Source organism: Halovibrio variabilis (genome assembly GCF_007991175.1).
Lineage (GTDB): Bacteria > Pseudomonadota > Gammaproteobacteria > Pseudomonadales > Halomonadaceae > Vreelandella > Vreelandella variabilis.
Map to the genome: position 1 here is coordinate 1 of NZ_BJXV01000014.1, position 25,488 is coordinate 25,488.

24 protein-coding genes, 2 pseudogenes and 1 riboswitch are annotated in these 25,488 nt (G+C 58.6%); of the genes and pseudogenes, 5 read left to right on the top strand and 21 right to left on the bottom strand.

Features of this window, described 5'->3' with window-relative positions; all coding sequences use genetic code 11:
* A partial coding sequence (gene soxR, locus HVA01_RS12795; protein WP_146875804.1) for a redox-sensitive transcriptional activator SoxR occupies positions 1–359 on the top strand: 359 nt, incomplete at its 5' end.
* Positions 360–395: 36 nt separating this feature from the next.
* Here the strand turns inward: soxR and HVA01_RS12800 are convergent.
* From HVA01_RS12800 to cbiE, 12 genes and pseudogenes are all read right to left on the bottom strand, one after another.
* Positions 396–803: a hypothetical protein gene (locus HVA01_RS12800; RefSeq protein WP_146875805.1), complete on the bottom strand. Its 408-nt coding sequence runs from the start codon at positions 801–803 to the stop codon at positions 396–398.
* Positions 804–895: 92 nt separating this feature from the next.
* Positions 896–1,155, bottom strand: a pseudogene (locus tag HVA01_RS12810) (Txe/YoeB family addiction module toxin).
* Entirely contained in the window at positions 1,152–1,394 is a 243-nt protein-coding gene (locus tag HVA01_RS12815; protein WP_146875806.1) for a type II toxin-antitoxin system Phd/YefM family antitoxin, read from the bottom strand. The pseudogene HVA01_RS12810 and the gene HVA01_RS12815 overlap by 4 nt, the downstream one beginning before the upstream one ends.
* A 49-nt stretch (positions 1,395–1,443) precedes the next feature.
* A complete protein-coding gene (gene rho, locus HVA01_RS12820; RefSeq protein WP_146875807.1) occupies positions 1,444–2,397 on the bottom strand; it encodes a transcription termination factor Rho in 954 nt (317 codons plus the stop codon).
* A 94-nt stretch (positions 2,398–2,491) separates the two neighbouring features.
* A pseudogene (locus tag HVA01_RS17870) lies at positions 2,492–3,135 on the bottom strand (integrase core domain-containing protein); the annotation flags it as partial.
* Between the two features lie 196 nt (positions 3,136–3,331).
* Positions 3,332–3,955, bottom strand: a complete 624-nt coding sequence (locus tag HVA01_RS12825) for an MAE_28990/MAE_18760 family HEPN-like nuclease (protein ID WP_146875808.1) — start codon at positions 3,953–3,955, stop codon at positions 3,332–3,334.
* Positions 3,945–4,994 (bottom strand): DUF262 domain-containing protein, encoded by a 1,050-nt coding sequence (locus HVA01_RS12830; RefSeq protein WP_146875809.1) that lies wholly within the window; start codon positions 4,992–4,994, stop codon positions 3,945–3,947. Before HVA01_RS12830 ends, HVA01_RS12825 begins: the two co-directional genes overlap by 11 nt.
* A gap of 641 nt (positions 4,995–5,635) precedes the next feature.
* Complete coding sequence (locus HVA01_RS12835; protein ID WP_146875810.1) at positions 5,636–6,076, bottom strand: YtoQ family protein; 441 nt, start codon at positions 6,074–6,076, stop codon at positions 5,636–5,638.
* A 73-nt stretch (positions 6,077–6,149) separates the two neighbouring features.
* Positions 6,150–6,914: a precorrin-6A synthase (deacetylating) gene (gene cobF, locus HVA01_RS12840; protein ID WP_146875811.1), complete on the bottom strand. Its 765-nt coding sequence runs from the start codon at positions 6,912–6,914 to the stop codon at positions 6,150–6,152.
* On the bottom strand, positions 6,911–7,714 hold the full coding sequence (gene cobM, locus HVA01_RS12845; protein WP_146875812.1) for a precorrin-4 C(11)-methyltransferase: 804 nt from the start codon (positions 7,712–7,714) through the stop codon (positions 6,911–6,913). Before cobM ends, cobF begins: the two co-directional genes overlap by 4 nt.
* On the bottom strand, positions 7,711–8,091 hold the full coding sequence (locus HVA01_RS12850) for a cobalamin biosynthesis protein (RefSeq protein ID WP_146875813.1): 381 nt from the start codon (positions 8,089–8,091) through the stop codon (positions 7,711–7,713). Before HVA01_RS12850 ends, cobM begins: the two co-directional genes overlap by 4 nt.
* Positions 8,088–9,335, bottom strand: a complete 1,248-nt coding sequence (gene cbiE, locus HVA01_RS12855) for a precorrin-6y C5,15-methyltransferase (decarboxylating) subunit CbiE (RefSeq protein ID WP_146875925.1) — start codon at positions 9,333–9,335, stop codon at positions 8,088–8,090. The genes HVA01_RS12850 and cbiE overlap by 4 nt, the downstream gene beginning before the upstream one ends.
* Between cbiE and HVA01_RS12860 the strand changes: the two genes are divergently transcribed.
* A complete protein-coding gene (locus HVA01_RS12860; protein WP_146875814.1) occupies positions 9,334–10,080 on the top strand; it encodes a cobalt-precorrin-6A reductase in 747 nt (248 codons plus the stop codon). The genes cbiE and HVA01_RS12860 overlap by 2 nt on opposite strands.
* On the opposite strand, the gene cobJ is transcribed toward HVA01_RS12860, so the two are convergent.
* The 9 genes from cobJ to HVA01_RS12905 are packed head-to-tail and all read right to left on the bottom strand — an operon-like array spanning position 10,023 to position 21,969.
* Positions 10,023–10,817 (bottom strand): precorrin-3B C(17)-methyltransferase, encoded by a 795-nt coding sequence (cobJ, locus tag HVA01_RS12865; RefSeq protein WP_146875815.1) that lies wholly within the window; start codon positions 10,815–10,817, stop codon positions 10,023–10,025. The two genes, HVA01_RS12860 and cobJ, sit on opposite strands and share 58 nt — an antisense overlap.
* Positions 10,814–11,539 carry a precorrin-2 C(20)-methyltransferase gene (cobI, locus tag HVA01_RS12870; protein ID WP_146875816.1) on the bottom strand — a complete coding sequence of 242 codons (726 nt, stop codon included), beginning with the start codon at positions 11,537–11,539 and terminating at the stop codon, positions 10,814–10,816. Before cobI ends, cobJ begins: the two co-directional genes overlap by 4 nt.
* A complete protein-coding gene (locus HVA01_RS12875) occupies positions 11,536–12,165 on the bottom strand; it encodes a precorrin-8X methylmutase (protein WP_146875817.1) in 630 nt (209 codons plus the stop codon). The genes cobI and HVA01_RS12875 overlap by 4 nt, the downstream gene beginning before the upstream one ends.
* Positions 12,155–13,315, bottom strand: coding sequence for a ferredoxin-like domain-containing protein (locus tag HVA01_RS12880; RefSeq protein WP_146875818.1), 1,161 nt, complete (start codon positions 13,313–13,315; stop codon positions 12,155–12,157). The genes HVA01_RS12875 and HVA01_RS12880 overlap by 11 nt, the downstream gene beginning before the upstream one ends.
* The gene (cobN, locus tag HVA01_RS12885; protein WP_146875819.1) at positions 13,305–17,156 is read right to left on the bottom strand and encodes a cobaltochelatase subunit CobN; all 3,852 of its coding nucleotides are present in this window, start codon (positions 17,154–17,156) and stop codon (positions 13,305–13,307) included. Before cobN ends, HVA01_RS12880 begins: the two co-directional genes overlap by 11 nt.
* Entirely contained in the window at positions 17,156–18,253 is a 1,098-nt protein-coding gene (gene cobW / locus HVA01_RS12890; RefSeq protein ID WP_146875820.1) for a cobalamin biosynthesis protein CobW, read from the bottom strand. Before cobW ends, cobN begins: the two co-directional genes overlap by 1 nt.
* On the bottom strand, positions 18,240–19,613 hold the full coding sequence (locus HVA01_RS12895; RefSeq protein ID WP_146875821.1) for a cobyrinic acid a,c-diamide synthase CobB: 1,374 nt from the start codon (positions 19,611–19,613) through the stop codon (positions 18,240–18,242). Before HVA01_RS12895 ends, cobW begins: the two co-directional genes overlap by 14 nt.
* On the bottom strand, positions 19,613–20,206 hold the full coding sequence (gene cobO, locus HVA01_RS12900) for a cob(I)yrinic acid a,c-diamide adenosyltransferase (RefSeq protein WP_146875822.1): 594 nt from the start codon (positions 20,204–20,206) through the stop codon (positions 19,613–19,615). Before cobO ends, HVA01_RS12895 begins: the two co-directional genes overlap by 1 nt.
* Entirely contained in the window at positions 20,203–21,969 is a 1,767-nt protein-coding gene (locus HVA01_RS12905; protein ID WP_146875823.1) for an ATP-binding protein, read from the bottom strand. The genes cobO and HVA01_RS12905 overlap by 4 nt, the downstream gene beginning before the upstream one ends.
* 324 nt (positions 21,970–22,293) lie before the next feature.
* Positions 22,294–22,487: riboswitch (cobalamin riboswitch) on the top strand.
* A 64-nt stretch (positions 22,488–22,551) separates the two neighbouring features.
* On the opposite strand from HVA01_RS12905, the gene HVA01_RS12910 reads away from it, so the two are divergent.
* Genes HVA01_RS12910 through HVA01_RS12920 form a run of 3 tightly spaced genes read left to right on the top strand, consistent with a single transcriptional unit; the run spans position 22,552 to position 25,393 of the window.
* Positions 22,552–23,568 carry an ABC transporter substrate-binding protein gene (locus HVA01_RS12910; RefSeq protein WP_146875824.1) on the top strand — a complete coding sequence of 339 codons (1,017 nt, stop codon included), beginning with the start codon at positions 22,552–22,554 and terminating at the stop codon, positions 23,566–23,568.
* On the top strand, positions 23,565–24,629 hold the full coding sequence (locus tag HVA01_RS12915; RefSeq protein WP_146875825.1) for a FecCD family ABC transporter permease: 1,065 nt from the start codon (positions 23,565–23,567) through the stop codon (positions 24,627–24,629). The genes HVA01_RS12910 and HVA01_RS12915 overlap by 4 nt, the downstream gene beginning before the upstream one ends.
* Positions 24,629–25,393: an ABC transporter ATP-binding protein gene (locus HVA01_RS12920; RefSeq protein WP_146875826.1), complete on the top strand. Its 765-nt coding sequence runs from the start codon at positions 24,629–24,631 to the stop codon at positions 25,391–25,393. The genes HVA01_RS12915 and HVA01_RS12920 overlap by 1 nt, the downstream gene beginning before the upstream one ends.
* The last annotated feature ends 95 nt before the right edge of the window (positions 25,394–25,488 follow it).

Sequence of the window (25,488 nt, forward strand, 5' to 3'; positions counted from 1 at the left end):
GTTATAAGGCAGAAGTGCTAAGGCGGATTTCAGTGATTAAAGCCGCGCAAAAAGTCGGCGTCAGCCTGGAAGAGATCAAGCGGGCCTTTGAATCGTTACCCAATAACCGCACACCGACGGTTGAAGACTGGCAGCAGCTTTCAAAAAACTGGCAGCAGATGCTGGATGGCCGGATTGCCTACCTACAAAAGCTGCGTAATAACCTGGCGGGCTGTATAGGCTGTGGCTGCCTGAGCATGACCAGTTGCCCGCTCTATAACCCAGACGACAAACTGGCTGAATCGGGTAGCGGGCCGGTGCTTCTTGATCAGGCTGAGCAAAAAGCGAGAGCCCAACAACAACCAAACGCTAGCTCATAGCCCTTGATAGCAACCCTGGATAATCACCATCAAGCCTCAATCTATACGGATGAACCACTTGGGCTTGATGCGTCCAAAGACGCGGCGAGTGTTTGTTTTCAAAGATTTTTTGGAATCCAGCACCACGGCCTCCTGCTCACTCCTAACAAATACCACCCAATGCCAGAAAGGCCTGCCCTGCTCCATGCGCCATTTAATCGCCAACAGCGCCTTGTCTGGCAGGCTCTCCCAGGTATCGAAAGGCGTCTGCGTGGGCCCAGCCTTTATATCGAACGCACGTAAAAGTTGACGCACGTACTCGGTGTCTGACCAAAGCGCTGTGTCTTCGGCATGGATACCTAAAGCATTGGCTGTCTCTTTGGCCTGGGCATAGGTAATGCCCGCAAGCACCGCGCATGATGCGATGCCACAACCGGATATTTCTTCTTGGATAACTGGGTTCATAATGTGCCATGGCCTTCGCAAGCCCTCCAGCGGGTTTGGCAACGCTAGCCAAGTAAAACTCGGCAGATAATGCAACAGCAGCTGTTTACGTTTTATTCGTAGTGGCTCCAGAGCCTAAGCACTTTCACCACTCGCTCATCCTCAAGCACTTGGTAGACCAGACGATGCTGTATATTGATGCGGCGTGAATAGGCACCCGCAAGATCGCCAATGAGCTTCTCAAATGGAGGCGGCTTACGTTAGGGGTTTTCTGCTATCAATGCCAGTAATTGGCATTTGACTTGAGTCCGCTGAATGCCAGTTTCTTTGCGTCATTATGGGCGTGTTGGGTGTAAACCAGCTTCCATATCACCCGCCCAGCTCCTCATCGCATTCATTCATGGGGGTATTCATCCCCTCGCGAATAGACTCCCGCATACCGGGTACGGAGAGTAGGTAAAGTGTTTCCTGAATGGCTGACCAATCTTCTCCGGATACCAAGACGGCTTTGTTCCGCTTACCCATGATGACGATTGGCTGGTGGGACTCGACAGTTTCATCAATTAGCCGATATATGCTGCTGCGCGCCTGAGTGGCTGTGATTACGGTCATGACGCACCCGGTGGCCGAGCTCAGGCAGCTTTCGTACGAGGCCTAACCACTAGGCGGGTAAAAACGCATCTAATAGCTCGGCATTAGTGGGATATTTATCCAATAACTCAAGCAATTTCTGCGCGCCTTCTACTGGCTTAAGTGTTGTCAACGCCCTACGCAATGTGCGTACTTTTTCAATATCCTTTGCATCAATCAAAATCTCTTCTCGACGGGTACTGCTTTTGGCAATATCTATCGCAGGGAAAATCCGTTGATTGGCCACTTCTCGGGATAACACCAGTTCCATATTGCCCGTGCCCTTAAACTCCTCGAAAATCACCTGATCCATACGGCTTCCCGTATCCACCAGCACGGTGGCCAGAATGGTGAGCGATCCGCCGTTTTCGATCTTTCTCGCAGCGCCAAACAGTTTTCGTGGTATTTCCATCGCACGGGAATCCAACCCACCCGACATAGTGCGGCCGTTGCCCCGCTGCTCGGCATTATGAACGCGCGAAAGCCTGGTAAGCGAATCGATCACGATCATCACATCATGCCCCTCGCCTGCTTGCTTTCGCGCCGACTCAAGCAGCTTATCGGCCATACGCACATGGTGTGTGTAGGTTTCGTCTGACGACGAGGCATGCACCTCTGCCGACACGCTGCGCTTAAAATCGGTCACTTCTTCCGGGCGCTCATCTATCAGCAAGGCATACAGCTTTATGTCAGGATGCGCCTCGGCCACGGCCTGACAGATATGTTTTAACATCGTCGTTTTGCCAGAGCCTGGCGGCGCCACAATCAACCCCCGCTGCCCCATCCCAATGGGCGTAATCAAATCCATCGCTCGCGCAGTACGCTCTTGAGAGCCAGGCTCTAAATAGATGCGTGGGGAAGGATGAATCGCGACGCCATTTAAAAAACGTTTTTCGGGATCGTTAGGGAATTGATCTTCAACTTCGTCGGTGGGCTTGGTATCTATCTCTTTTTTTGCCTTCAGACCTAGTGTTTTTCTCGTCATAATATCGGTGGATCGCCTTTAATAATTTGAATTCATGGAATAACTGCAGCGCTTTGAAAAATGATATTGGTCACGCAGCGACGTCTGCCCATTCTTAGTAGCGGCCAGGTTTAGAGTCAGAAGTAACTTTATCGTGTTTTTCTGCCAGTTGCTTAGCATAGGCTGGAGGGGGCAGCCCACCAAGACTCTTCTTCGGTCTTTCCTCGTTGTACTCCAGTCACCACTCCTTGGTGACGACCTTGGCATGATGAAGGCTGGTGAACTAATGCACATTCAGACATTCATCTATAAAGTGACCATTGAACGTTTCGACGTAGGCGTTTTAATTATGTTTCCAAGTTCAATTAAAAAAGGACAACAACACGCTGATGAGCCCACGTCAACATAGCGCCCACAGAATTAATTGCCATTATCAGTACGAATGGCGTTAGGTAGCCTACGCTGCAGCAATAGGTGGTTCAGAATCCGCATTAATGACAGTCCACAAATGGCACGCTCGGGCACGATGGCTACTGCTTCAAAGGTACCATCATCGACAACGACTATGTTCTATATCACTCGTCTCTCAACAGTACGATCAAATACAAAATACATTGACCAGACCTAATTGGCGGCACAAGAGCGACTCAGTGGCTTCCGCTCCGCAATGGGAACCTTCTTGCACTTGCATCATTTTACCTGTGATTAAGCGCCGACATAGAGGCGCTCGGCACGCTCATAATTGAGCTGCTCGCTAGCATAACTCCTTAATGGGCAGTTCAGCCTCTACTTCGCCCAAAACTATGGAATATTCTTCACTGAAACACTTCCACATATCCAATTTCCTTGTTAGCAAAATCAGTCTCTAAAGTCTAGCGCCACTCCATCAGGGGAGACATCGACTTAATTCTTGTGTAACAGGAGCAATTGCAGAAATATCTAGTTTATGCAATTGTTAGGCGATTTCTTTTAACAAAAATTCTTCATTTACTAAAAAAAGATCAATTTCTTTTACAAGTATATCCATGGCAGCGTTCACAGAGTCGATATATTTAATTACATTGGCCATATCAGGGACTATTGAGTTTTCACCATGTGCAATGCTGTTTCTAATACTGACTAGCCGATCAATGTCACTCATTTTGTCTGAAAAAGCTCTGTGGTTAAACCCAAACATTTCGCATAATTCTTTCAAGACATCACTTTTTAAGTTAGATCTCGTATTTATCTTACTGTTAAATTTTATTGAATTTTTATATAGTAATTTAAATTTTTCCGTGAAATCAATTCGTTGATCGAAAGATTGTTTACCACTTAAAGTCTTGTACGACTCACCAAGACCAACAACAACTAATTTTGTGGGTATATTTTCAGGATGTAGCTCGAGTGTATTTAAGTGTGAAATTAAAGCTTTTAGGGAGCTAACAACGAACCCCTCCCAATGTGCATAAATCATAGGTATGCACATTCGACACCAAAGACTTTCGTCTGTACTAATCGCTATTTTTTTAAATTTGGCAAATTCGCCGTCTCGCCAGCTATTGTTTTCAACTATTTCTTCGACAACTTTATGAGCCACTGAAAATCTCCAGTGCACGATTCATACGGTTTCTAATCCGCATATTTGAAAATGTGCTGGTTCCAATGTCGTTATATTCTTGATCACTCTGCAGCTTATCAATTAAACTGAATATATGATCCTGATTACCTGAAAAGTCATCCATAACTTTAGGCAATGCGTATGATATAGAGTCAAATATATGTAACGCAAAATTACCTTTCGGTCTAAAAACACCCTTCCCATACTTATTGTTAAGTATTTTTATTAACTCAACGAAGGATTCTTTTTCTTCCTCAAGATCAAATAATATTTCACCTTTAGAGACTGACTGCATAAACTCAGTTAAAAATTGCGGGACTGTTGTTTTAAATTCTTTTGTTAGATACTTAAATGCAAAGTAACGCAAACTTAGCTCTTCCAAAAACATCTGCTCCTTTTTAGTATCGCTTGGACTAATAAGGCTTTCAAATTCTGGTAGCTGTGCAATCTCCTTAAGAATCTTGTTTAGATCAACATCATATGCTCGAAAAATACAATTTCTAATTTCCTGATCAGACAGAGGGCTTGAACCAGTATTCAATCGATTAAATAGCTCATATCTAATATCTTCTTTGCTATCCCATTTAACAATTTCGACTCTACATACCGATCTTTTAATAGTAGTTTTAAGCTTTATTGGCATACTATCAATTGTTACACCTTCAAGCTCTTTTACTATTTCACCTTGAGTAAGTGTAGAATTGTTCTTTTCTGGCATACTTTCTAACAATCCAAAAAATGCAAATATTGTTGATATCCGCTGTAGTCCATCTACAACTTCCCACCGCCCATCGTCATCTTCAGCAACAAAAATAGGTGGGATTGGAATTCCTAAAAGAACAGATTCTATAAATCTAGTTTTCTGAAAATCCGACCATCGAAAAACACGTTGATACTCTGGGGTAATGAATAAGTCGCCATCTTCAAAAATATTCATTAGCTCACCGAAAGACATATCTAATCTATCAGTTTTTAACGTATTCCTTTTTTTCGTTACTACGTCTACTAAGTCAGCCAATTTATCACTCCATTATTCATCTATAATTCTCGTTTAACATCAAGCATACGCTTTACCACATAACAGCTATAAAAGCGACAGCACATTCGTTAATGTTATGTAACCCTCTATAAAACACAACACATTAATTTCAACTATTTGATTGCTCGGTAATGTATCCAAAATTCGCGTACTTTCTCATTTGCTCTCTTCAATCATACTTTATTCACAAATTTACTTTAGGTCACGCAATAATTTGATGAAATTGGCTAGCCAAAGGTCTTAATAGGATTTTGGTGGCATCTTCGTCTTGCGTTAAATTGATTATCTAGAGGAAAAGAGGCATCGCATGGGTTTCGTTTCGTTCGAAAGAAGAAGCCAACTCAGGTACTGATGCTTATTAAAGGTAACTGGCGTGGCCCTCTTCGCAGATGCCTTTTGACTCGTTCCTTGCCAAGCGTTACGCGCGCCACACCTTCTCAATCTTTTGATTTCAATGGTTTTTTAGTGCATAGCGAGCGAAGCCCAATCGTAATAGTGGCCTGGCACTCTATTGGGCTGGATTGTTTATGTGGCTAGGTCTTCGCGCTCTGAAGCGCCCTCCCACAACACCGGTGCAACACCACTGATGCAGTGACGGGATTGAGGGAGGCGCCTTGGGTTTATGCTTTCAGAACGTAACGGAGGGTTTCAACCACTTGATCGGTAGTAGTGCACCAGGCTTGCGCACCAGCATCGACTTCTTTCAGCGGGTGGATAATATCTTCGCTGTGCAGGGTGATGTAGGGCTTGGCTAGGGCTGCGCAATAACCTGCGTCGAAGGCGGCGTTCCACTGTTTGTATTTGTCGCCGAAGCGTACGACGACCAGATCGGCCTGTTCGATCATCGTGCGGGTGCGGATGGCGTTGACCTTGGAGGACTGGTGGTCGCGCCAGAAGCCATTTTCGGGTTTGCCGAGGTGGTCACCGGCTGCGTCCGAGGCGTCGTGATCGGTCACCGGGGCGGTGAAGACGATGTCCAGGCCTGCCGCGTCGGCGCCGCGCTGGATTTCGTCGCGCCAGTCGGTGTGGATCTCGCCGGATAGATAAACGTAAAAGCTCATGGTCGCTCCTAAAACGCAGTCATTTAGTCGATGCGGTTATTTTATGGAAAAACATTCCATATTGATACCGGCGTCATATCAGCGGCTGCTTGGCCAGCAGGTAGATATCCATGATCCAGCCGTGCTGTTCACGCAGGCTGACGCGGCGCTGGATGATGTCGTCGCTGACCTCGCTTAGCCAGCCTTTGATCAAGCACTGTTTTTCCATGCCCAGGTAGGCGCCCCACCAGATGTAGGTATCTTTGTCGGGCAACGCAGTAAAGGCTCCGCCGCTGTCGAGCATGACGGCGACCGTGGCGGCGTCGCTTGGCCAGCCGCGTTCGCGCAGGCGGCGGCCGGTGGTGATCTGGATGGGCTCGGCCAAGGCGTTCAGCGGTATGCGGTGTTCGGCGGTGAGCACCTGCAGGCTGGTGATGCCCGGCACCACTTCGACGTCTACTTGTCCCCCGGCGGCGCTCAGGCGTTCGGCGATGCGCAGGCTGCTGTCGTAAAGCGAGGGGTCGCCCCAGATCAGCATGCCGACCCGCCCGCCTTCGGGCAGGTGGCGCGCCATCAGAGATGCCCACACCTCGGCGATGGCGTGGTGCCATTCATCTACGGCGCCCAGGTAATCGCCCCGCTCGCCTCGCTTAGGCAGGTCGAACTCGACGATTCGGGCCTGCTCGGGCTCGCGCAGCAGGGTTTGGCACAGCAGGCGGCGCAGGTCGACCAGGTCGCTTTTGGCTTCGCCTTTGCGCGGCAGCAGGATCAGGTCGGCGTCATTGAGGGCGCGCACGGCGGCGAGCGTGACGTGGTCCGGGTTGCCCGTGCCGATGCCGATCAGCGAAAGCGTCGTCATCCGTCACGGCCCTCCTCGTCTGGTAGGTTGGCAAACGGCGAGTCCGCGGACTGTGGCCGAAAGCGGCGGTCGTAGCCCACGGCGTACAGCGCGCTCTCCTGGAAGTCCTGGCTCTCGAGCACCGGCCCGACGAGAATCAGCGCCGTGCGCTGCAGCGTGTTGGCGGCTAACGCCTCAACGGTGGATAGGCGCCCTCTGATGATTTTTTCATCGGGCCAGCTGGCACGCCACACAATGACCACGGGGCAGTCACTGCCGTAGTACGGCGTAAGTGACTCCACCACGCTTTCGAGGTTATGAACCGACAGGTGAATCGCCAGCGTCGCGCCGGTTTGGGCAAAGTTGGCCAGGGTTTCGTTGTCCGGCATGGCGCTGGCACGCCCGGAGGTCCGGGTCAGCACCACCGATTGCGCCACGCCCGGCAGGGTCAGCTCCTGGCCCAAACTGGCCGCAGCGGCGGCAAAGGACGGTACGCCGGGGGTAATAGTGTAGGGAATCTCCAGCGCGCGCAGGCGGCGGGTCTGCTCCCCCACCGCCGACCATACCGATAGGTCCCCCGAGTGCAGTCGCACGACATCCTGCTCAGCCGCGTGGGCAGCCTGGATTTCCTGGATGATTTCGTCCAGCGACAGCGGCGCAGTGTTGACGATGCGCGCCCCTGGCGGGCAGTGCTCTAGCAGTTCTTCCGGCACCAGCGAGCCTGCGTAGAGGCACACCGGGCTCGCGGCAATCAGGTCGCGTCCGCGCAGCGTAATCAGGTCCGGGGCGCCTGGCCCGGCGCCGATGAAATGAACGGTCATAATGATGTTCCTATGGCGATGGCCGCCGTTGCCTGCCGGTCAGCGGAAATGTGCCGTGGGCCGAGCAGCTCTGCCCCTGGCCCGGCGGCCAACAACGCCACCGCTTCGGCCACGCTGCCCGTCCCCCGCGCCTGCAGGCTTTGCGCGGATTGCGTGAGAGTAGTGACGCTTGGCAGGTGCGCATCGGCGACCAGGATGACATTCAGGCAACGCGCCTGGCCGAGGCTTTGCACCAGCGGGCGCATGGATTGCGTCGCGGCCAGGGCGTCGATGGCCCCAAAGCGCTGGGTCAGCGTATCGAGTAACGCCGCCAGCGAGGCGAGCGACGCACCGCGACGAAAACCAAAGCCCACGACTTTTCGCTCCTGCCCGCTCATCGAACGCCCCGCCACTGCACGATGGGGTAGCTGGCTTTCCAGCCGCGGCGGGTGCCCAGCGGCGCGGCGCTGGCAAGCTCCAGGCGCAGTAGCTCGCCGCCCGCCTGCTGGTGCCAGTGGGCCAGCAGCGCTTCGGACTCCAGCGTCACCGCATTGGCGACGATGCGCACGCCGCTCGGCAGATGTTCCCATAACGTGTCTAACAGCGTCTGGGAGAGCCCACCGCCGATAAACACCGCATCCGGCGGCGGTGCATCGTTTAAGCGCTCAACCGCGCTGCCCTCTTTTACCTCAAGCCAGTCGACGCCCAGTTGCCGGGCGTTATGGGCGGCGCGGCTGGCGCGGCTGGCGTTCTGCTCAAAGCCTACTGCCTGGTTGTCGGGGTGGGCCAGCAGCCACTCGATGGCAATCGAGCCCGAGCCGGTGCCGATATCCCATAGCCGTTCGCCGGGCTTTGGGGCCAGCGCGGCCAGGGTCATGGCGCGAATGGGTTGTTTGGTGATCTGGCCATCGTGGTCAAAAAAGTGATCGGGCAATCCGGGCGTCAGTGGCAATGCGGGCCCTTCACCTGCGACCTCAAGCGCTACCGCTACTGGATGCGCGATGTCATCGGGCAGTGTGGCGGCGGCCGAAAAAGTGCGCACCCGCTCGTGCTCGCCGCCCAGGGCTTCCAGTACGGTTAGCCGGGAATTCGCAAAGCCAAAACTTTCGACCAGCGCCGCCAGCTCCGCTACCGCGTCGCCGTCGCGTACCAGCACCAGCACGCGCCTGCCGGGCTGCAGGTAGGGGCGGACGCGGGTTAACGGCATGGCGTGCAGGCCCAGGCAGGTGCAGTCCTGAAGCGGCCAGCCCAGGCGGGAAGCCACCAGGCTGAATGTCGAGGGCGACGGCAGTGCCTGCCATTCCTGGGGCTCAAGGTGGCTAACGATGGAGGTGCCTGCGCCAAACCAGAAGGGGTCGCCGGAGGCCAGCATGACCACGCGGCGGCCGCGCTCGGCGAGCAGTTGGGGAATGCCGTCGGCAAACGGCACCGGCCATTCACGCAGCTTGGTTTTCAAGTCGGTTCTCAGGTCGGCGCTTTGGTCAGTGCGCAGGGGTTCAAGCAGGCGTAGGTGTCGGCGCGCGCCAAATACCACCTCGGCACGCTCAAGCGCCTCGCGGCTTGCCGTGGTAAGACCCTGTGTGCCACTCTCCCCCCAGCCTATTATCGTCAGCCAGGGAACCTCGTTACCGTTAACCACTATGAATATCCTGATTCTTGGCGGAACCTCAGAGGCCAGCGCCCTGGCCAGCCTGCTGGCTGAGCGTGCGATCCCGGCCACTTTTAGTTATGCGGGGCGTGTCAGCACCCCAAAACCGCAACCCTTGCCGACCCGCATTGGCGGCTTTGGCGGCGTTGATGGCCTCGTCGCGTACCTTCAGCAAGCGGGCATTAGCCACCTGATTGACGCGACCCACCCTTTCGCTGAGCAGATGAGCCGCCACGCGCTGGCCGCAGCGGCGCAGTGTAATATCCCCCTGATGGCGTTCACCCGCCCGGCTTGGCAACCCCAGCCCGACGACGACTGGACGCCGGTTGCCAGTATGGCAGAAGCGGTCAACCAGCTGGACGGCCCGCCCCAGCGCATCATGTTAGCCATTGGGCGCCAGCATCTGGAGGCGTTTGCCGCTATGCCGCAGCATCACTATTTACTGCGGCTGGTCGACCGCCTCGACCACCCGTTACCGCTTCCCCACCATACCGTCACCGTCGACCGGGGCCCGTTCAGCATGGCAGGCGATCTGGCCTTGCTCAAAGACCACGGCGTTGAGCGCCTGGTGTGCAAGAACGCTGGCGGCGACGGCGCGGTATCCAAACTCACCGCCGCCCGGGTGCTGGGCCTACCGGTAGTGGTGATTGAGCGGCCCACCCTGCCTTCACGCCGGGAGTGTCACGCCCTGGATGATGTACTGGCCTGGCTTTCTGCGCCCACCGAGCGGGGGGTATAAACCCATGGCTCGCTCGCTTTAGAGCCGCTTCTTTCAATAAGCCGCGTCTGGCTGGAACCCACGATGACCAGGGTGCGCATATCCGCCATCTCCGGCGTCGCCTGCTCCAGGGTGGTGACGCGAATTGACTCATCTGGGGCCGAAACGGCCCGCGCAAAAATGATCAGCCGCTCCGGCCCGCAGGCGTCCCGCAGCACCTCCAACGTACGCGCAAAGCCCTCCGGGCGGGCCTTCGAGCGCGGGTTGTAGAACGCCATGGCGAAGTCAGCCTCGGCAGCCAGGCGCAGGCGCTTTTCAATCAGCGCCCAGGGCTTGAGGTTGTCGGAGAGATTGATACAGCAGAAATCGTGCCCCAGCGGCGCGCCTGCTCGGGCGCTCGCGGCCAGCATGGCAGAGATCCCCGGCAGCACCTGAATATCCAGCCCTCGCCACTCAACCTGCCCGACTTCCAGCGCTTCAAATACCGCCGAGGCCATGGCAAATACGCCCGGATCGCCGGAGGAGACCACCGCCACGCGGCGGCCATCGGCGGCCATCGTCAGCGCCTGCTCGGCCCGCTGGATTTCTTCGCGGTTGTCCGAGCCGTGGCGAACAAGCCCCACCCTGGGTGCGACCCGCTCAACATAGGGGACGTAGCCCACCACATCCGTCGCCTCAGCGAGCACCGCCGACACCTCGGGGGTCACCTGTTGCTCGCTGCCCGGCCCCAGCCCGACGATTCTCAGCCAGCCGCTCATGGGCGTCTCCCGTGGCCGTGAATCAGCACAATCGAAAAGTAGGGAACGCTCTCACCCGCGTCCTTGAAAGGCTGGACCCGCTCTTGGCGCATGGCGGCGTACTCGATCAGCCAGGCTTCATCCTCGCGACCGGCGTGGGCCAGCGCCCGGCGCAGTTTGCCCAGGTTGCGGCCAATTTTCATCACCACCAGGGCATCGGTCTCGGCGATGCGCTCGGCCAACGTCGCCTCCGGCAGCGTGGCCATCACCACAGTGAGGATATCGTCGCCCCAGGTAATCGGCTGGCCGGTGGCGGTCCAGGCCGCCGACATGCCGGTGATCCCCGGCACTACGGAGACCGGCACGCGGTTCAGCAGTCGCGTATAAAGGTGCATAAAAGAGCCGTAGAAGAACGGGTCGCCTTCGCAGAGCACCACCACATCGCAACCGGCCTCGGCCATCTCGATCAGTTGGGCCACGCTGAGCTCGTAAAAGGCTGACAGCAGCTCATTGTAACGCGGGTCATCAAAGGGAATTTCCGTGGTCACCGGGTATTCCATGGCAAGCTCGGTCACCTCGGGCGCCAGCATGCCCTCGACGATGCCACGCGCATGGCCGGTACGCCCCTTCTTGCGAAAGTAGGCGACATGAGAAGCACCGCGGATCAGCCGGTCAGCGCGCACGCTCATCAAGTCCTGGCTTCCCGGCCCTAGGCCAACCCCGACTATCGTCCCTTGGGTCATTCGATACGATCCGCCATGGCGTTAATAGCCGCTACCGTCACCGCGCTGCCACCCAGACGGCCGCGCACGATACAGCTGGGAAGTTCAGTAGTCGCCAACAGCGCTTCCTTGGATTCCGCTGCACCAACAAAGCCTACCGGGCAGCCAATAATCGCTGCAGGGCGCGGGCAACCTGGATCTTCAAGCATATTGAGCAGGTGAAATAGCGCGGTGGGCGCATTGCCAATGGCGACCACGGCCCCCTCAAGGTGTGGGCGCCACAGTTCCAGCGCCGCCGCCGAGCGGGTATTGGCCATCTCCTGGGCGAGCGTGGGGGTGCGCTCATCGTTAAGGGTGCAGATGACATCGTTGTTGGCGGGTAGCCGCTTGCGAGTGATGCCTTCGGAGACCATCCGCGCATCGCATAGAATCGGTGCGCCCTGCTCTAACGCGGCGCGGGCTTTATTGACCACGTCGTTTTGAAAGTGAATATGCGCGGCTAACTCCACCAGCCCGGCGGCGTGAATCATACGTACCGCTACCGTCTCTTCCTCCGCTGAAAAACGGGCAAGGTCCGCCTCGCTGCGGATAATGGCAAACGACTGCTGGTAAATCGCCGGGCCGTGTGTTTCGTACTTATAGGGCACCCAAACTCTCCAAATATGCGATTACGTCACTCTCAGTGAGATCTGTTTTAACCGGCGTGCTATCGGCACTGCCGTTAACAATAAGATTAAATCGGCCTGCCTGGCCCACCAGGCACACATCGGCTGGTGTGCGGCGGGCGCAACCTTTAGAGCACCCGGATAGATGTACGCTGCTGTTTTTCAGGTCGCTTAGCCGCTCGGCAAGGGGCTGGGTCGCGACGCTCGCCTGTTCACAGTAGGGCGCGCCGGGGCAGGCATCCATCAATAGCCGCGGGTCGCTATTATGCCGGATTAAGCCATCAACCGCTGGCGCTGTATCGGCCTGCCCTAGCCTCTGTTTAACCAGCAAGCGCCGCCAGGGCGTGACCTGCACGGCGGTGACACTGGCAGGCGCTACCAAATCACGCAGCGTTGCGGCGGTGGCGCGCCCAAAGGGCATCCCCACCACCTGGCCAGCGGGATGGCTGCCTATCGCCAGCTTAGCGCCGAGTGGCGCTGGCGGCGTATCAGCAGGCGCCCAATCCGGCAATGGCGCTTTGTGGCGCCGCATACGCCCGGAGTCCCAGCCGCCGCTCTCAACAAACCAGTGGGTTAGGCGAATTAGCTGCTCAACGGCGGCTTCAGCATCGCTCACTGCGGTGCCTAATCCATGGCCATCGGCACGCACTAGCAGGCCGCCTTCCATTGAGCGCTCAATGCGAAAATCAGCGGCGCTGTCGCAAAGTACCGGCGCTTTTCCCGCATCGATGGCGATTCCTACCTTCCCGGGCATGGCGGCTAATTCGCTGCCCCGCGCCTGCAGCAGGCTGGCAATGGTAGGCGAGTCATCCCCGGCTTGCCAGTGTGGCGCCAGCATCAGCTGCGGCTGGCGTTCCGCTTCAGTGTCGGAACTGACTAACTGATGCTCAACCAGAAAGGCCATTAACGACGGCCAGCTAGTATCGGTCACGCCGCGCAGCTGGAAATTGGCGCGGCTGGTGAGTTCGATCAAACCACTGCCGAAATTTTCAGCAGCTTCGCATAACGCCAGCATTTGAGCCCGCGATAGCTGACCCAGCCGTGGGCGCACGCGCACCAGTAAACCATCGCCGGTCGCCATCGGCCGCCAGGCACCGGGGCACCAGCCTTTGATGCGAGGCTCAGCCGACATCCGCCGCAACCTCCTTGGCCTCGTCCATTTCCAGCAACAGGTCTTTCAGCGCGTCGCCCTGCTCGCCGGGCGCCTGCCACATGCCGCGCTGGGCGGCTTCGAGCAGGCGTTCGGCCATTTCTTCCAACGCCGAGGGGTTATGCTCGCGCAGGAACTGCTGATTGGCGTCGTCCAGCACCAGGGCGTCGGTCACCTGGGCGTACTGGTAGTCGGCGACCAGGTCGGTGGTGGCGTCGTAGGCAAACAGGTAGTCCACCGTGGCGGCCATCTCGAAGCCGCCTTTATAGCCGTGCTCGCGCATGGCGTTGATCCACTTGGGATTGAGCACCCGCGAGCGAATCACCTTGGCCAGCTCTTCTTTCAGCGTACGAATCTTGGGCTGGGCCGGGTTGGCGTGGTCGGCGTGGTAAATCGCCGGGGTTTTGCCGCTCAGCGAACGGCTGGCGTTGGCCATGCCACCCTGGAAGGCGTAGTAGCTGTTGGAATCGAGGATATCGTGCTCGCGGTTATCCTGGTTCTGCATCACCGCTTCCAGGCCTTTAAGCTGCTGCTCGAAGGCATCCGGGGCGGCCGTGCCGGACTCGGCAAACTGCCCGTAGGCGTAGGCGCCGTTGTCCAGGTAGGCCTTTGCCAGGTCATCCGCGCTCTCCCAGGCGCCGTTGTCGATCAACCGGTTAAGGCCGGTGCCGTACTCCCCAGGTTTGCTGCCAAACACCCGATAGCCCGCTTGCTGGGCGGCCATCTCAGCACTCAGCCCCTGGGCTTCCAGCGTTTGCTGGCGCGCCATCACCGCTTCGCGGATGGTGTTGCTGTTGCCCGGCTCGGCGTAGCTCGCCACCGCCTGCACGGCGGCATCAAACAGGCGGATCACGTTGGGAAACGCATCGCGAAAGAAGCCGGACACCCGCAGCGTGACGTCCACCCGCGGGCGGTTGAGCAGCATGGAGGGAATCACTTCGATATCGATCACCCGCTGCGAGCCCAGCGACCAGATGGGGCGCACGCCCATCAGCGCAAAGGCCTGGGCAATGTCATCGCCGCCGGTACGCATGGTGGCGGTGCCCCAGATGGAGAGCCCCAGGCGACGGGGGTAGTCGCCGTTATCCTGCAGGTAGCGTTCGACGAACGCCTGGGCGGATTTTTCGCCCAGCGTCCAGGCGGCGGGCGATGGAATCGAGCGGTTGTCCACACTGAAGAAGTTGCGCCCGGTGGGCAGCGTATCCAATCGCCCACGGCTGGGTGCGCCGCTGGGCCCCGGTGGCACAAACAGGCCGCTAAGCCCATCAAGCAGCGAGCTGATTTCCAACTCGGCGCTCTGCTGAAGCGCTACCCACAGCTGGTCCCGGGCGTAGCGCAGCTGCTCGGCGGTGGCAGGATAGTGGGCGGCCAACGCCGCCAGGCTGCCCGGCGCTACCACGTACGCCTCGACCAGCTGATGGGCCAGCGCTTCCAGCCGCTCGCGGGTGTCGTTGCCGCTGCGCCAGGCGGCGCTATCCAGCTCGCGTAGCACGCTCGGCTGGGGCCCCGTCCAGGGCTCGGCGTCGGCCATCAGCGGGTCAAAGGGCGTTTGGCTTTCGCCCTGCAGGGCCAAATCATCGGCCAGGTTATGCAGCAGGCCGCGTTGGGCAATGCTCTCGCCCCTCGGCAGCCGCAGCAGGGCGACCAAAGTACCAACCACTTTATCCTTTGGCGGCAGCGTGCCGAGAATGTGCAAGCCGTGACGAATCTGCGATTCCTTGATGTCGCATAAAAAGGTATCCAGCTCGTTGAGGATCAGCGCTTCGTCCTGGCTGTCGACCGCTTTGGTCAGCTCCTGGTCGATGCCGGTCTCGCGCAGGTGATCCAGAATCTGCTCGCGGATTAACGCCTCTCGCCGGGGGTCCATATCCAGCGCCTGGTAATATTCGTCGGTGAGCGCTTCCAGCTTGGCCATATCACCATACAGCTCGGCGCGGGCCAGCGGCGGCATCAGGTGGTCGATAATCACCGCCTGGCTGCGCCGCTTGGCTTGGGCGCCCTCGCCCGGGTCGTTGACGATAAACGGGTAGAAATGCGGCACCGGGCCCAGCGCGATATCCGGCCAGCAGTCAGCGCTCAAGGCGCTGCTTTTGCCCGGCAGCCACTCAAGGTTGCCGTGCTTGCCCACGTGAATCACCGCTTCCACCTGGTAGTGTTCGCGCAGCCAAAAGTAGAACGCCAGGTAGCTGTGCGGCGGCGCCAGCTGCATATCGTGGTAGGACTGGGTGAGATCCTCGATAAAGTCGCGCTCAGGCTGGATACCCACGAAAGTCTCCCCCAGCCGGATACCCGAGATCATCAGCCGCCCCTGACGGCATTTGGGGTCATCAGAAGGCGCGCCCCAGCGCGTCCATACCGTTTCCTTTAGCGCGGCGGGCAGGGTTTGAAACCAGGCCAGGTAGTCGTCAACGTCGATGCTTTGCCAGCACATGCGCTGGTCGATGGCGTTGCGGTCGTTGGTCACCGCCCCCTGCAGCAGGCGGATCAGGTCATCGCCGCTCTCGGGCAGGTCGCTGACCGGGTAACCCGCGGTTTGCAGCGCAGTTAATATCTGCAGCGTCGAGGCGGGGGTATCCAGCCCTACGCCGTTGCCAATTCGACCATCGCGGTTGGGGTAATTCGCCAGCACCAGCGCCAGCCGTTTGGCGTGATTGGGCGTGGTGCGCAAGTGGCAGAACCGGCGCGCCAGCTTGGCGACAAACTCAGCGCGCTCCGGGTGCAGGGCGTGATGGGTCACCGACAGCTGGCTGCGCTCGTTATAAAGCGCTTCCGCCTTGAAGCCCACCGCCCGGGTGATCACCCGGCCGTCCATTTCGGGCAATACAATCTGCATCGCCACATCGCGGCTTCTCAGCCCGGCGGCTGAAGCCTGCCAATCCTCGACGGTGCTGCTGGAAAGGATCGCCTGCAGAATCACCGGCTGGCCGACGAACACGCTCTCGGGAATCGCGCCGCCCAGCGGGTAGGTATCGTCGGAATTGCGGTTGATCGAAAAGCTGGTGGTATTGACCACCAGCATGGCGCCGGTTTGCTCGATGAGGTGATTGATAAACGCAATGCAGTCAGCCTCTTTCAACGAGGCAACGGCGATGGCGAGTGGCTCGAGCCCCTGCCCCTTAAGCGCCTCGATCATGCCGTCGACGACCAACGTATTGGCGCCCTGCAAATGGCTACGGTAGAACAGCAGCAGGCACACCGGCCGTTCCGGCTGCTGGTTTGCCCGCCACTCACTCAGGCTCATCACCTGTCGCCCAGTCTGGCTGGAAGCGTCGTTGGGCGCATAGATCACCGCCGTGGGAACCACCTTGGGTTCCTTCCAGGTGGTGGGCAACGCCAGGCATTCGCTGCCCAGGTAGCGCAGCAGCTGCTCGGCGTTATCCACGCCGCCTTCGCGCAGGTAGCGCCATACCCGGTAGGCGCTGTCGTAGTCGACGCTTGAGGCTTCCAGCAGCGCATCGTCCGGCGCGTCGCAGCCCGGCACTAGAATCAGCTGACGGCCTGGCTTGGCATGCTGCCAGGCCAAGAGGCGCTCGTAGCCGTATTGCCAGTAGGCCTGACCGCCCAGCATCGACACGACCACGAGCTGCGCCTTTTCCAGCACTCGGTCTTCGTAGAGATCAAAAGCGGCGGGCTTGACCAGGTTCATCCAGTTGGCCAGACGCACCGACGGATAGCGCTCGCCCAGGCGATCGATCGCCTGGGCCAGGGCCGAGAGGTTGCTGTCGGCGGCCGAGAGAATCACGACATCCGCAGGGCTTTGTTGAAGATCGACAATGCCTTCATCATCAACAAAGCCACCGGGTTTGGCGGCAAAAAGGTGCATTAGGCGGCTGCTGTGACCTCTGCTTCGGCAAGCGCGTCACGCAGCGCGTCGCTGTCCAGCGCTTTACCAATGATGACCAGTTGGGTTTGACGCGTCTCGCCTTCCGCCCACAGGCGGTCGAAATAGCCATCGAGACGCTCGCCCACGGCTTGAATGACTCGGCGCATCGGCTTGCCGGGAATGGCTGCGAAGCCTTTGGCCCGGTAGATTTCCTGGGTTTTGACAATGTGCTGCAGCTTGGCGGCCAGCAGATCACCGTCAACTTCGCCCAGGCTGATCACGCAGGAATCAAAGTTGTCGTGGGCATGGTCGTGATGCGCGCCCTCAGCGTGGTGTTTATCGTGGTGGTTGGCGATCAGGTCGATGTTTTCTTCGCTGGCCGCGCCGATACCCATCAAGGCTTCAAGCTGCACGGTATTGGTGGTCAGGGTTTGATCGATAAACAGGCACTTCACCGATGCCGGCACGCGCGCCTGAATCAGCGCCTCGACGCGGGCTTTATCATCCGGGCTTAACAGGTCCGCTTTGCTGACCAGCACCAGGTCGGCCGCGCTGAGCTGGTCGTCGAGCAGCTCCTGCAGGCTGGGGTCGTGATCCAGGCTTTCGTCGGCCTGGCGCTGGGCCTCTACCTTGGCAACATCGCTGGCATAACGACCGGCGGCCACCGCGGGGCCATCAATGACGGTAATGATGGCATCGACGGTGCAGTGCTGGCGCACCTCCGGCCAGTTAAAGGCCTGGACCAGCGGCTTGGGCAGCGCCAGGCCGCTGGTTTCGATCAGAATATGGTCGATATCGTTGCGGCGGGCGACCAGCTTTTTCATCACCGGCAGAAACTCTTCCTCTACCGTGCAGCAGATACAGCCGTTGGCCAGCTCGAAAATGCCGCTGTCTTCGCCTTCTACCGCCTGCCCGTCTTCGCAGTCGAGCGCACAGCCGCGCAGCAGGCTTGAGTCGATATCCTGCTCGCCGAATTCATTGACGATCACGGCAATTCGCTTGCCGGTCACCTGGCGCAAAATGCTCGCCAGCAGGGTGGTTTTACCGCTGCCCAAAAAGCCGGTCACCACGGTGGCGGGTATCTTATTTAACTGCATGAAGTGTGTCCTCAAAATCGATAGGCTGGCGCGCTGGCGACGTTTTGCCGCTAAACAGCAGCGCGATCGCGGCAGGGTTGTTGGCAAAAAACAGGTGTAAATAGGTAGCCGTCAACCGGCGGTCACGAAAAATGGCTTCCCCTGGCGCGGGGTGGCGCTGGCGTTCGCCATGGGCAATGGGCTCTGGCGTTCCCTCGGCCATCGAACGGTGGTGGGCATGGCCGCGCACCGGGCCTTCAGGCAACGCAGCGGTTTGCATCCCTTGGCAGCCCCGACGCCCACGCATGGCACCGTGGCCCGGCAGCAGGCCCAGCATGGTGTGGGTGGTGTCGTCGTAGTCGGTCAGGGTTTCCAGGCAGTAAAGCAGCCCACCGCACTCGGCAAGTATCGGCTTGTCGTCGATAAAGAACTGCCTGATGGCCGCGCGCATGGCTGAATTGGCCGCCAGCGTCGCGGAGTGGATTTCCGGGTAGCCCCCCGGTAGCCACAGCGCATCGCAGCTGGGCAAGTTGCTATCGGTAAGCGGCGAGAAAAAGCGCAGTTGCGCGCCCATCTGCTCGAGCAGATCCAGGTTGGCCTGGTAAATGAAGCTGAACGCGGCGTCTTTAGCCACGCCGATGGTGCGCCCGGCAAGCGACGGCAAGTCCACTGTCACAACGTCTGCCGGGGCAGTAAACGTCACCGGCGGCAGGGTGAGCAGCGTTTGGGGGAGGTTTTCCGCCTCGACCACGCTTGCGCCCTTTTCAAAGCGCACCTCCAGGTCATCACGAATCTCATCGGCCTGCACCAGCCCCAAATGGCGCTCGGGCAGCGCAAGCTCGGGGTTGCGGGCGATGGCAGCGAGTAACGGGATACCTTGCGGCAGGGTGGTCTCGATCAGCTCGCGATGGCGCTGGGAGCCGCAGTTATTGGCAATAAGACCGACAATGCGGATATCGTCACGAAAACCCGCCAGGCCCGCCAGCAGCGCACCCGCCGTTTGCGCCATGCCTTTGACGTCCATCACCACCACCAGGGGCAAATCAAACAGGGCGGCCAAGTCCGCGCTGGAGGGCTCGCCGTCAAACAGCCCCATGGCCCCTTCGACCAAGATCATGTCCGCGGTTTGGGCGGCTTCATAAAAGCGCTGGCGGCAGTAGGCTTCGCCCGCCATCCACAGGTCCAGCTGATCGACCGGCTGGCCAGCGGCCTGGGCTAGCACCTGGGGGTCCAGGTAATCAGGGCCGGTTTTAAACACGCGCACCACTTTGCCCTGGTTGCGCAGCGCCCGGGCCAGCGCCGCGGTAACGGTGGTTTTGCCCTGCCCCGACGAAGGCGCGGCTATAAACAGCGCTGGGCAGCTTGCGTTGGCTGTGTTCATCAGTATTCGATCCCCGCCTGGGCTTTAACACCGCCACGAAACGCGTGGCGCTCGTCCTGTACCGTGCTGATGGTGTCGGCAATCTCTTGAAGCGGCGTCGCCATGGTGCGCCCGGTAATAATCACGTTTTGGTGGGCGGGGCGCTGTTTAAGCGCTTCGACCACCGGCAGCGGGTCGAGGTAGCCGTACTTGAACATGTAGCTCATTTCATCGAGGACAATCAGGTGGTAGTCAGGGTTTTCAAGCAACCCCTTGGCCACTGCCCACGCCGACTGAGCGGCTTCAATATCGCGCTCGCGGTCCTGGGTTTCCCAGGTAAACCCCTGGCCCATGATGTGCCAGTCAAGGTTGGGCTGATCGCGGAAAAACAGGTACTCGCCGGTCTCACGGCGCCCCTTGATAAACTGAATCACCGCGCAGCGCTGCCCGTGGCCCAGCGCGCGCGCCAGAGTGCCCAGCGCGGAGCTGCTTTTGCCCTTGCCGTTGCCTTTGAGCAGGATCAACACCCCGCGCTCTTCCGTGGCGCGGCTGATGCGCTCATCGACCACGTCCTTTTTGCGCTGCATGCGGCTGATATGGCGATCGTCACTCATGGGGTTTCCCAACCTTGGTGTCCAAAAGGGTGTCCTGAAAGGGGTGTCGCGTACCTGGCGCCCAGTTGCTCAGCGATGCGCGCGCCCTGGCCGCGTTTTATTTTCGACGACTCGGTATCCAGCAAGAGGCAGTCGCCCAGCGGGCCAAGATCGGCGACGGATTCGCGGGTACGGCCGTCGGTAATCAGGTAGGTGCGGATATGCAGCCCGGGCTCGCGCCGCTGCCACTGATGGATCAGGCGTTTGGCTTCGATCACCGCCTTACGCAGCGGCGTGCCACCACCACCGGTGGTGGCCTCCAGCGCCGCTTGTACGCGCTTGGGCGCGCGACGCCGCGACAGAAGCGGCACCACGCCGCCGTTGCCAAACCCCACCACGGCGACCTGCTCGCGTGCCGTATAGGCCTGGCGCACCAGCGCCTCCACAAGCCCCTTCGCCTGGCCCAGCAAGCGCTGCCCCAGGGTGGAGCCGGAGGTATCCAGCAGCACCAGGTGTGCCCTTGGCTGCCCGGCCTGTGTCTTGCGCATTTTTAGCGTTCGCCAGGGCCACTGGCCGCGGTTGGCGATCAGGGTGCCAAAGCCGTCCAGGCGAGTGGTTTCAACCCGCGAGCGCCCCTTACCAAATACACGTCCTTTTCCGGCCGAGGCTGGGGTATCCGCCGTTTTCGCTTGGCCAATAACGTTTGGCGTATCCGCCAGGTTAAGCGTCGACTGCTGGATGGTTGACTGAGCCTGAGGCGGCATAGCGCCCCACTGGCCCTGCTCGCCGCGCTGATCGGATGACCCACCGGTCGACGCATTAGTCGTTGATGACGAACCAGTAGATGATGACGCACCGCCGTTCCCTTCCGAAGGCGGTTCATTCGGCGGCGGCGCAGACGGCGGGTTTTGGTTTTGCTCGGGCGATTGGGTGCGACGATGATTGAGCACCCAGGGCTCGACGGTCTCGATATCCTGTTGCTCCACCTCGCTAGCACCGCGCCAGGCAGCGTAGGCACGAGCGGCGCGGTGCCAGGTAACATCCGCACGCAGCCCTTCCACCCCGGCCGCTTCGCAGCGCGCGGCGATGGCCTGGTACACCCAAGGCTGGGTCGTAACCTCGGCGAGCTGGCGCTGCGCCTGGTGGATACGCTCGGTCAACGCGGCCTGGGCCTCCTCGAAGCGACGGGCCGCCCCCGCTGGGTCACGGTCGAAGGCTTCGCGCTGCTGGACGATAGCAATACGTTCATCAATACTCATCGTACCCGCCTGCTCAATGCATAGCCCAAAGCGATCCAACAACTGTGGGCGAAGCTCGCCCTCATCCGGGTTCATGGTGCCGATCAGGCTAAAACGCGCCGGGTGGGAATGGCTGATGCCGTCGCGCTCGACGATATTGGTTCCGCTGGCCGCCACATCGAGCAGCAAATCAACCAGCGTATCGGGCAGCAGATTGACTTCATCCACGTACAGCACGCCGCCGTGGGCCTTGGCCAGCAACCCTGGGTGAAAGGTGGTTTCCCGCTCGGCTAGTACCTTTTGCAAATCCAGGCTTCCCGTCAAGCGGTCTTCGCTTGCGCCCAGCGGCAGCGTCACGAATGACGGTGTCTGCCCCTGGCCATCCGGCGGCAAGATGGCGGCCAATGCCCGCGCCAGGGTTGATTTGGCACTGCCCCTGGGGCCGCTAATCAACACGCCGCCTATCTGGGGGTTAACCACGTTAAGCAGCAGCGCGGTTTTCAGCGCCTCCTGCCCGACCACCGCCGCAAAGGGGAACTCACTCACCGGCACCTCCCGTGCTGGTCAAGCCCGCCAGCCGATCAACATCCGCCAGTTGATTTGATGGCCGCGTGACTTGAATCTGATTCATGGTAACTGGCTGAGCAATGATAAAACCATTCATAAAGAAGCGGGAACTTAAAAGTCGTTCAGTATAGAGGAAGGCATGGCGGGGAGGCCAATCTGTTACCTTGCGAAGGCGTATATCAGCTTACGCTAAGGATGCCACTGGATTTTAATACCTCATTCAAATATAATGTTATAACATTATATTTATGGTGGAGTCTTATAAGATCCTTGGGCTTTCTGTTGTTCGCTATCCACCCGCAACCTAGAATGGCTAACGTCGGTGTTCCCTACCCGGAACTTAATAGAGAATCCGCCGCGGCTTGCCGCGAACCGGAACTGCCCCCGCAACTGTAGGCGGCGAGCGATGCTCTTTGATGCCACTGGACACAGCGTCTGGGAAGGCGAGCTAGCCATGACCCGTCAGTCAGGAGAACTGCCGATATATTACTTACATCGAGCGAAGTGGCTCGGTCAGTGTTTTCTGTCCGAATGCGGAGCTCATCATGCACGGGAGTGTACATGATGTTGAGATTGACCACGGCCATCGCCGCGAGCGCTGTTGGCCTTGCCCAGGCAGCTTACGCCTCCACCGACTACCCGCTTACGCTCACCAACTGCGGAGTAGAGATCAGCTTGGCGTCGCCCCCGGAGCGAACGGTGACGGTAGGCCAGTCAGCCACGGAGATTCTCTATTCCCTGGGGCTTGCTGACCGGGTGAACGGCACCTCGGTCTGGTTTAACCCGGTTTTGCCCCAGTTTGCTGAGGCTAATGAAGGGATCGAGCGGATCGCCAATGATGACCCAAGCTTCGAAGCAGTGGTCAATAAGCGGCCTGATTTGGTGGCAGTACAGTATGAATGGCACGTGGGGCCCACCGGCAGCGTGGCCAGCCGAGATCAACTCCATGAGCTGGGCATTAACACCTATATTATGCCCGCCGACTGCGACACCAAGGATAACTCGACCGGCGGTGATGGGACGCGTACGGCGGCCTTTTCTACCGATTCAATCTATAAAGGCATTACCGAGCTAGCCCAAATTTATGATGTGCAAGATGCTGGAGAAACCCTGGTAGCCGACCTTATCGACCGCGAAGCGCGCGCTATCGAGCTGGCGAGCAGCCTTGATTTGCCACAGGGGCTTTCAGCGGCATTCTGGTTCTCATCGACAGACCTGGGTGTTAGCCCCTTCGTTGCGGGTCAGCTAGGTGCACCGGGCTATATGATGGACAAACTCGGCATTCGCAATGTGATTGAGTCGGATGAGGAGTGGCCCACGGTGGGCTGGGAGAGCATCGCCAGGGCTGACCCCGATGTGCTTGTTATTGCCAGCATGGATCGTCGCCGTTTTCCCGCTGACAATATTGAAGCCAAGCGTGAGTTTCTGCGCAGCGACCCGGTCACTAGCGAGATGAGCGCGGTTAAAAACAACCGTATCGTGGAGATGGATGCCCATGCCATGAGCGCCACGATGCGCAGTATTTACGGCCTTGAAACACTCGCCGAGGCGCTATCCAACATGCCTTTTAACGAATGAGCATAGCGATAACGCGGCTATCAACGGCGGGCTTTGGGCTACGCTGGCTATGGATAACGCCCCTTGTGCTGGTGGCGGCGCTGATTGCGGGTACCGCCATCGGCGAAACGCCGATTCCGGTTGAGACGATTCTTAAAGTACTCGCCAATCAGCTATTGGGCGCGGATTACGCGGTTAACCGGATAGATGCAGGCATTATCTGGAACTATCGGCTCAGCCGCGCCGTTGTCGCCGCCTGCTGCGGCACCAGCTTGGCGCTGGCGGGGGTAGTGCTTCAGGCGCTGCTGCGTAATCCCTTGGCCGACCCCTACTTAATGGGCATTTCCGCTGGCGCTTCTACCGGTGCAGTGGCCGTGGCGGTGGCTGGGTTAGGCGCGGGGGCGCTTTCGCTCTCTCTGGGTGCCTTTGTGGGCGCCCTCCTCGCCTTTGGCATCGTGGTGATGCTCGCTCATGCGGCCAATAGCGGCGTCGGTGGTGGCCGCGGCGTTCAGGCAGCGGGCGCGATTATTCTGGCAGGCATTGCCGGTTCGCAGCTGTTCAATGCGCTGACCGCTTTTATCATTACCAAATCGGCGAGCGCCGAGCAGGCCCGGGGCATTATGTTTTGGCTGATGGGCAACCTCTCCGGGGTACGCTGGGCCGATGTGACTTTGGCTGTGCCTGCCGCCCTCTTCGGGCTGCTGGTTTGCCTGTGGCACCGACGCTCCCTGGATGCGTTTACCTTCGGTGCCGACAGCGCCGCTTCCATGGGCATTGCCGTGCGCCCGGTACGCGGGATGCTGATTATCGCCATGGCGCTGGTCACGGCAGTCATGGTGTCTATTGTGGGGGCGATTGGCTTTGTGGGCTTGGTGATTCCCCACGCCATGCGCTTTATCGTGGGTAGCCGCCATACCCGGCTGGTACCGGCCACCGCCTTGGCTGGCGCGGTGTTTTTGATTGGCTCAGATATTCTTTCCCGGGTGCTAGTGCCCGGCCAAGTACTTCCCATCGGAGTGATCACCTCACTGATCGGCGCGCCCGCTTTTGCGCTGATTCTGGTGCGCGGCAAGAGGTCTTAATGCGTTTATCGGCTGAACAACTCGCGTGGTCAGTGCATGGCACGCCACTGCTTATTGATGTCAATCTCGCCGTCGAGCCCGGCCACACCTTTGGCCTGGTGGGGCCTAACGGCTCGGGCAAAACCTCCCTGCTGCGCCTTTTGGCGGGTTTGAACAAACCCAAGTCAGGACGGGTGCTGATGGGTAGCCAGCCCATGCATACCCTCAAGCAGCGGGCTATCGCCCAATCCATCGCCCTGGTTGAGCAGCAGGCTGACACCACCGACCGAATTACCGTGCACCAGGTGGTATCACTGGGTCGAACACCCTTCCTTTCTGCTTTACGCCCATGGTCAGCGAAAGATGACGCCATCGTGGCTCAAGCGCTGATCGATGTGGATATGGCGCACATGGCTGACCGGCTTTGGCACACCCTCTCAGGCGGCGAGCGCCAGCGGGTGCATATCGCCCGCGCGCTGGCCCAGCAGCCTAACATCCTGCTGCTGGATGAACCCACCAACCATTTGGATATTCGCCATCAGCTGTCAATTCTTGAATTGGTCAGGCAGCTGCCGATCACGGTGATTATCTCCCTGCACGATCTTAACCAAGCCATGGAGTGTGACCGCATCGGCGTGATGGATGGCGGTCGCCTGATCGACAGCGGCCACCCTCATGACGTACTTACTCCCAACAGGCTAAAGCAGACCTTTGGGGTGTATACCCACGTGATTGATGACCCTGTCGATGGCAAACAGATCATGCGTTTTCGTAGTGCGGTTTAGGCAACGTCTGACTAGCTAAAACCTCTCTTTGGCCACTCACCTGCCCAGTATCTTGACTGAACTTCGGTGGGTTAAACCTTTCTTTGCTAAGGTGT

What these genes read in the sequence shown, in the direction of transcription:
- HVA01_RS12800 (WP_146875805.1), bottom strand. Translation starts at nt 803, where the DNA reads ATGAACCCAGTTATCCAAGAAGAAATATCCGGTTGTGGCATCGCATCA.
- HVA01_RS12815 (WP_146875806.1), bottom strand. Translation starts at nt 1,394, where the DNA reads ATGACCGTAATCACAGCCACTCAGGCGCGCAGCAGCATATATCGGCTA.
- rho (WP_146875807.1), bottom strand. Translation starts at nt 2,397, where the DNA reads ATGACGAGAAAAACACTAGGTCTGAAGGCAAAAAAAGAGATAGATACC.
- HVA01_RS12835 (WP_146875810.1), bottom strand. Translation starts at nt 6,076, where the DNA reads ATGAGCTTTTACGTTTATCTATCCGGCGAGATCCACACCGACTGGCGC.
- cobF (WP_146875811.1), bottom strand. Translation starts at nt 6,914, where the DNA reads ATGACGACGCTTTCGCTGATCGGCATCGGCACGGGCAACCCGGACCAC.
- cobM (WP_146875812.1), bottom strand. Translation starts at nt 7,714, where the DNA reads ATGACCGTTCATTTCATCGGCGCCGGGCCAGGCGCCCCGGACCTGATT.
- HVA01_RS12850 (WP_146875813.1), bottom strand. Translation starts at nt 8,091, where the DNA reads ATGAGCGGGCAGGAGCGAAAAGTCGTGGGCTTTGGTTTTCGTCGCGGT.
- HVA01_RS12860 (WP_146875814.1), top strand. Translation starts at nt 9,334, where the DNA reads ATGAATATCCTGATTCTTGGCGGAACCTCAGAGGCCAGCGCCCTGGCC.
- cobJ (WP_146875815.1), bottom strand. Translation starts at nt 10,817, where the DNA reads ATGAGCGGCTGGCTGAGAATCGTCGGGCTGGGGCCGGGCAGCGAGCAA.
- cobI (WP_146875816.1), bottom strand. Translation starts at nt 11,539, where the DNA reads ATGACCCAAGGGACGATAGTCGGGGTTGGCCTAGGGCCGGGAAGCCAG.
- HVA01_RS12880 (WP_146875818.1), bottom strand. Translation starts at nt 13,315, where the DNA reads ATGTCGGCTGAGCCTCGCATCAAAGGCTGGTGCCCCGGTGCCTGGCGG.
- cobN (WP_146875819.1), bottom strand. Translation starts at nt 17,156, where the DNA reads ATGCACCTTTTTGCCGCCAAACCCGGTGGCTTTGTTGATGATGAAGGC.
- cobW (WP_146875820.1), bottom strand. Translation starts at nt 18,253, where the DNA reads ATGCAGTTAAATAAGATACCCGCCACCGTGGTGACCGGCTTTTTGGGC.
- HVA01_RS12895 (WP_146875821.1), bottom strand. Translation starts at nt 19,613, where the DNA reads ATGAACACAGCCAACGCAAGCTGCCCAGCGCTGTTTATAGCCGCGCCT.
- cobO (WP_146875822.1), bottom strand. Translation starts at nt 20,206, where the DNA reads ATGAGTGACGATCGCCATATCAGCCGCATGCAGCGCAAAAAGGACGTG.
- HVA01_RS12910 (WP_146875824.1), top strand. Translation starts at nt 22,552, where the DNA reads ATGATGTTGAGATTGACCACGGCCATCGCCGCGAGCGCTGTTGGCCTT.
- HVA01_RS12915 (WP_146875825.1), top strand. Translation starts at nt 23,565, where the DNA reads ATGAGCATAGCGATAACGCGGCTATCAACGGCGGGCTTTGGGCTACGC.
- HVA01_RS12920 (WP_146875826.1), top strand. Translation starts at nt 24,629, where the DNA reads ATGCGTTTATCGGCTGAACAACTCGCGTGGTCAGTGCATGGCACGCCA.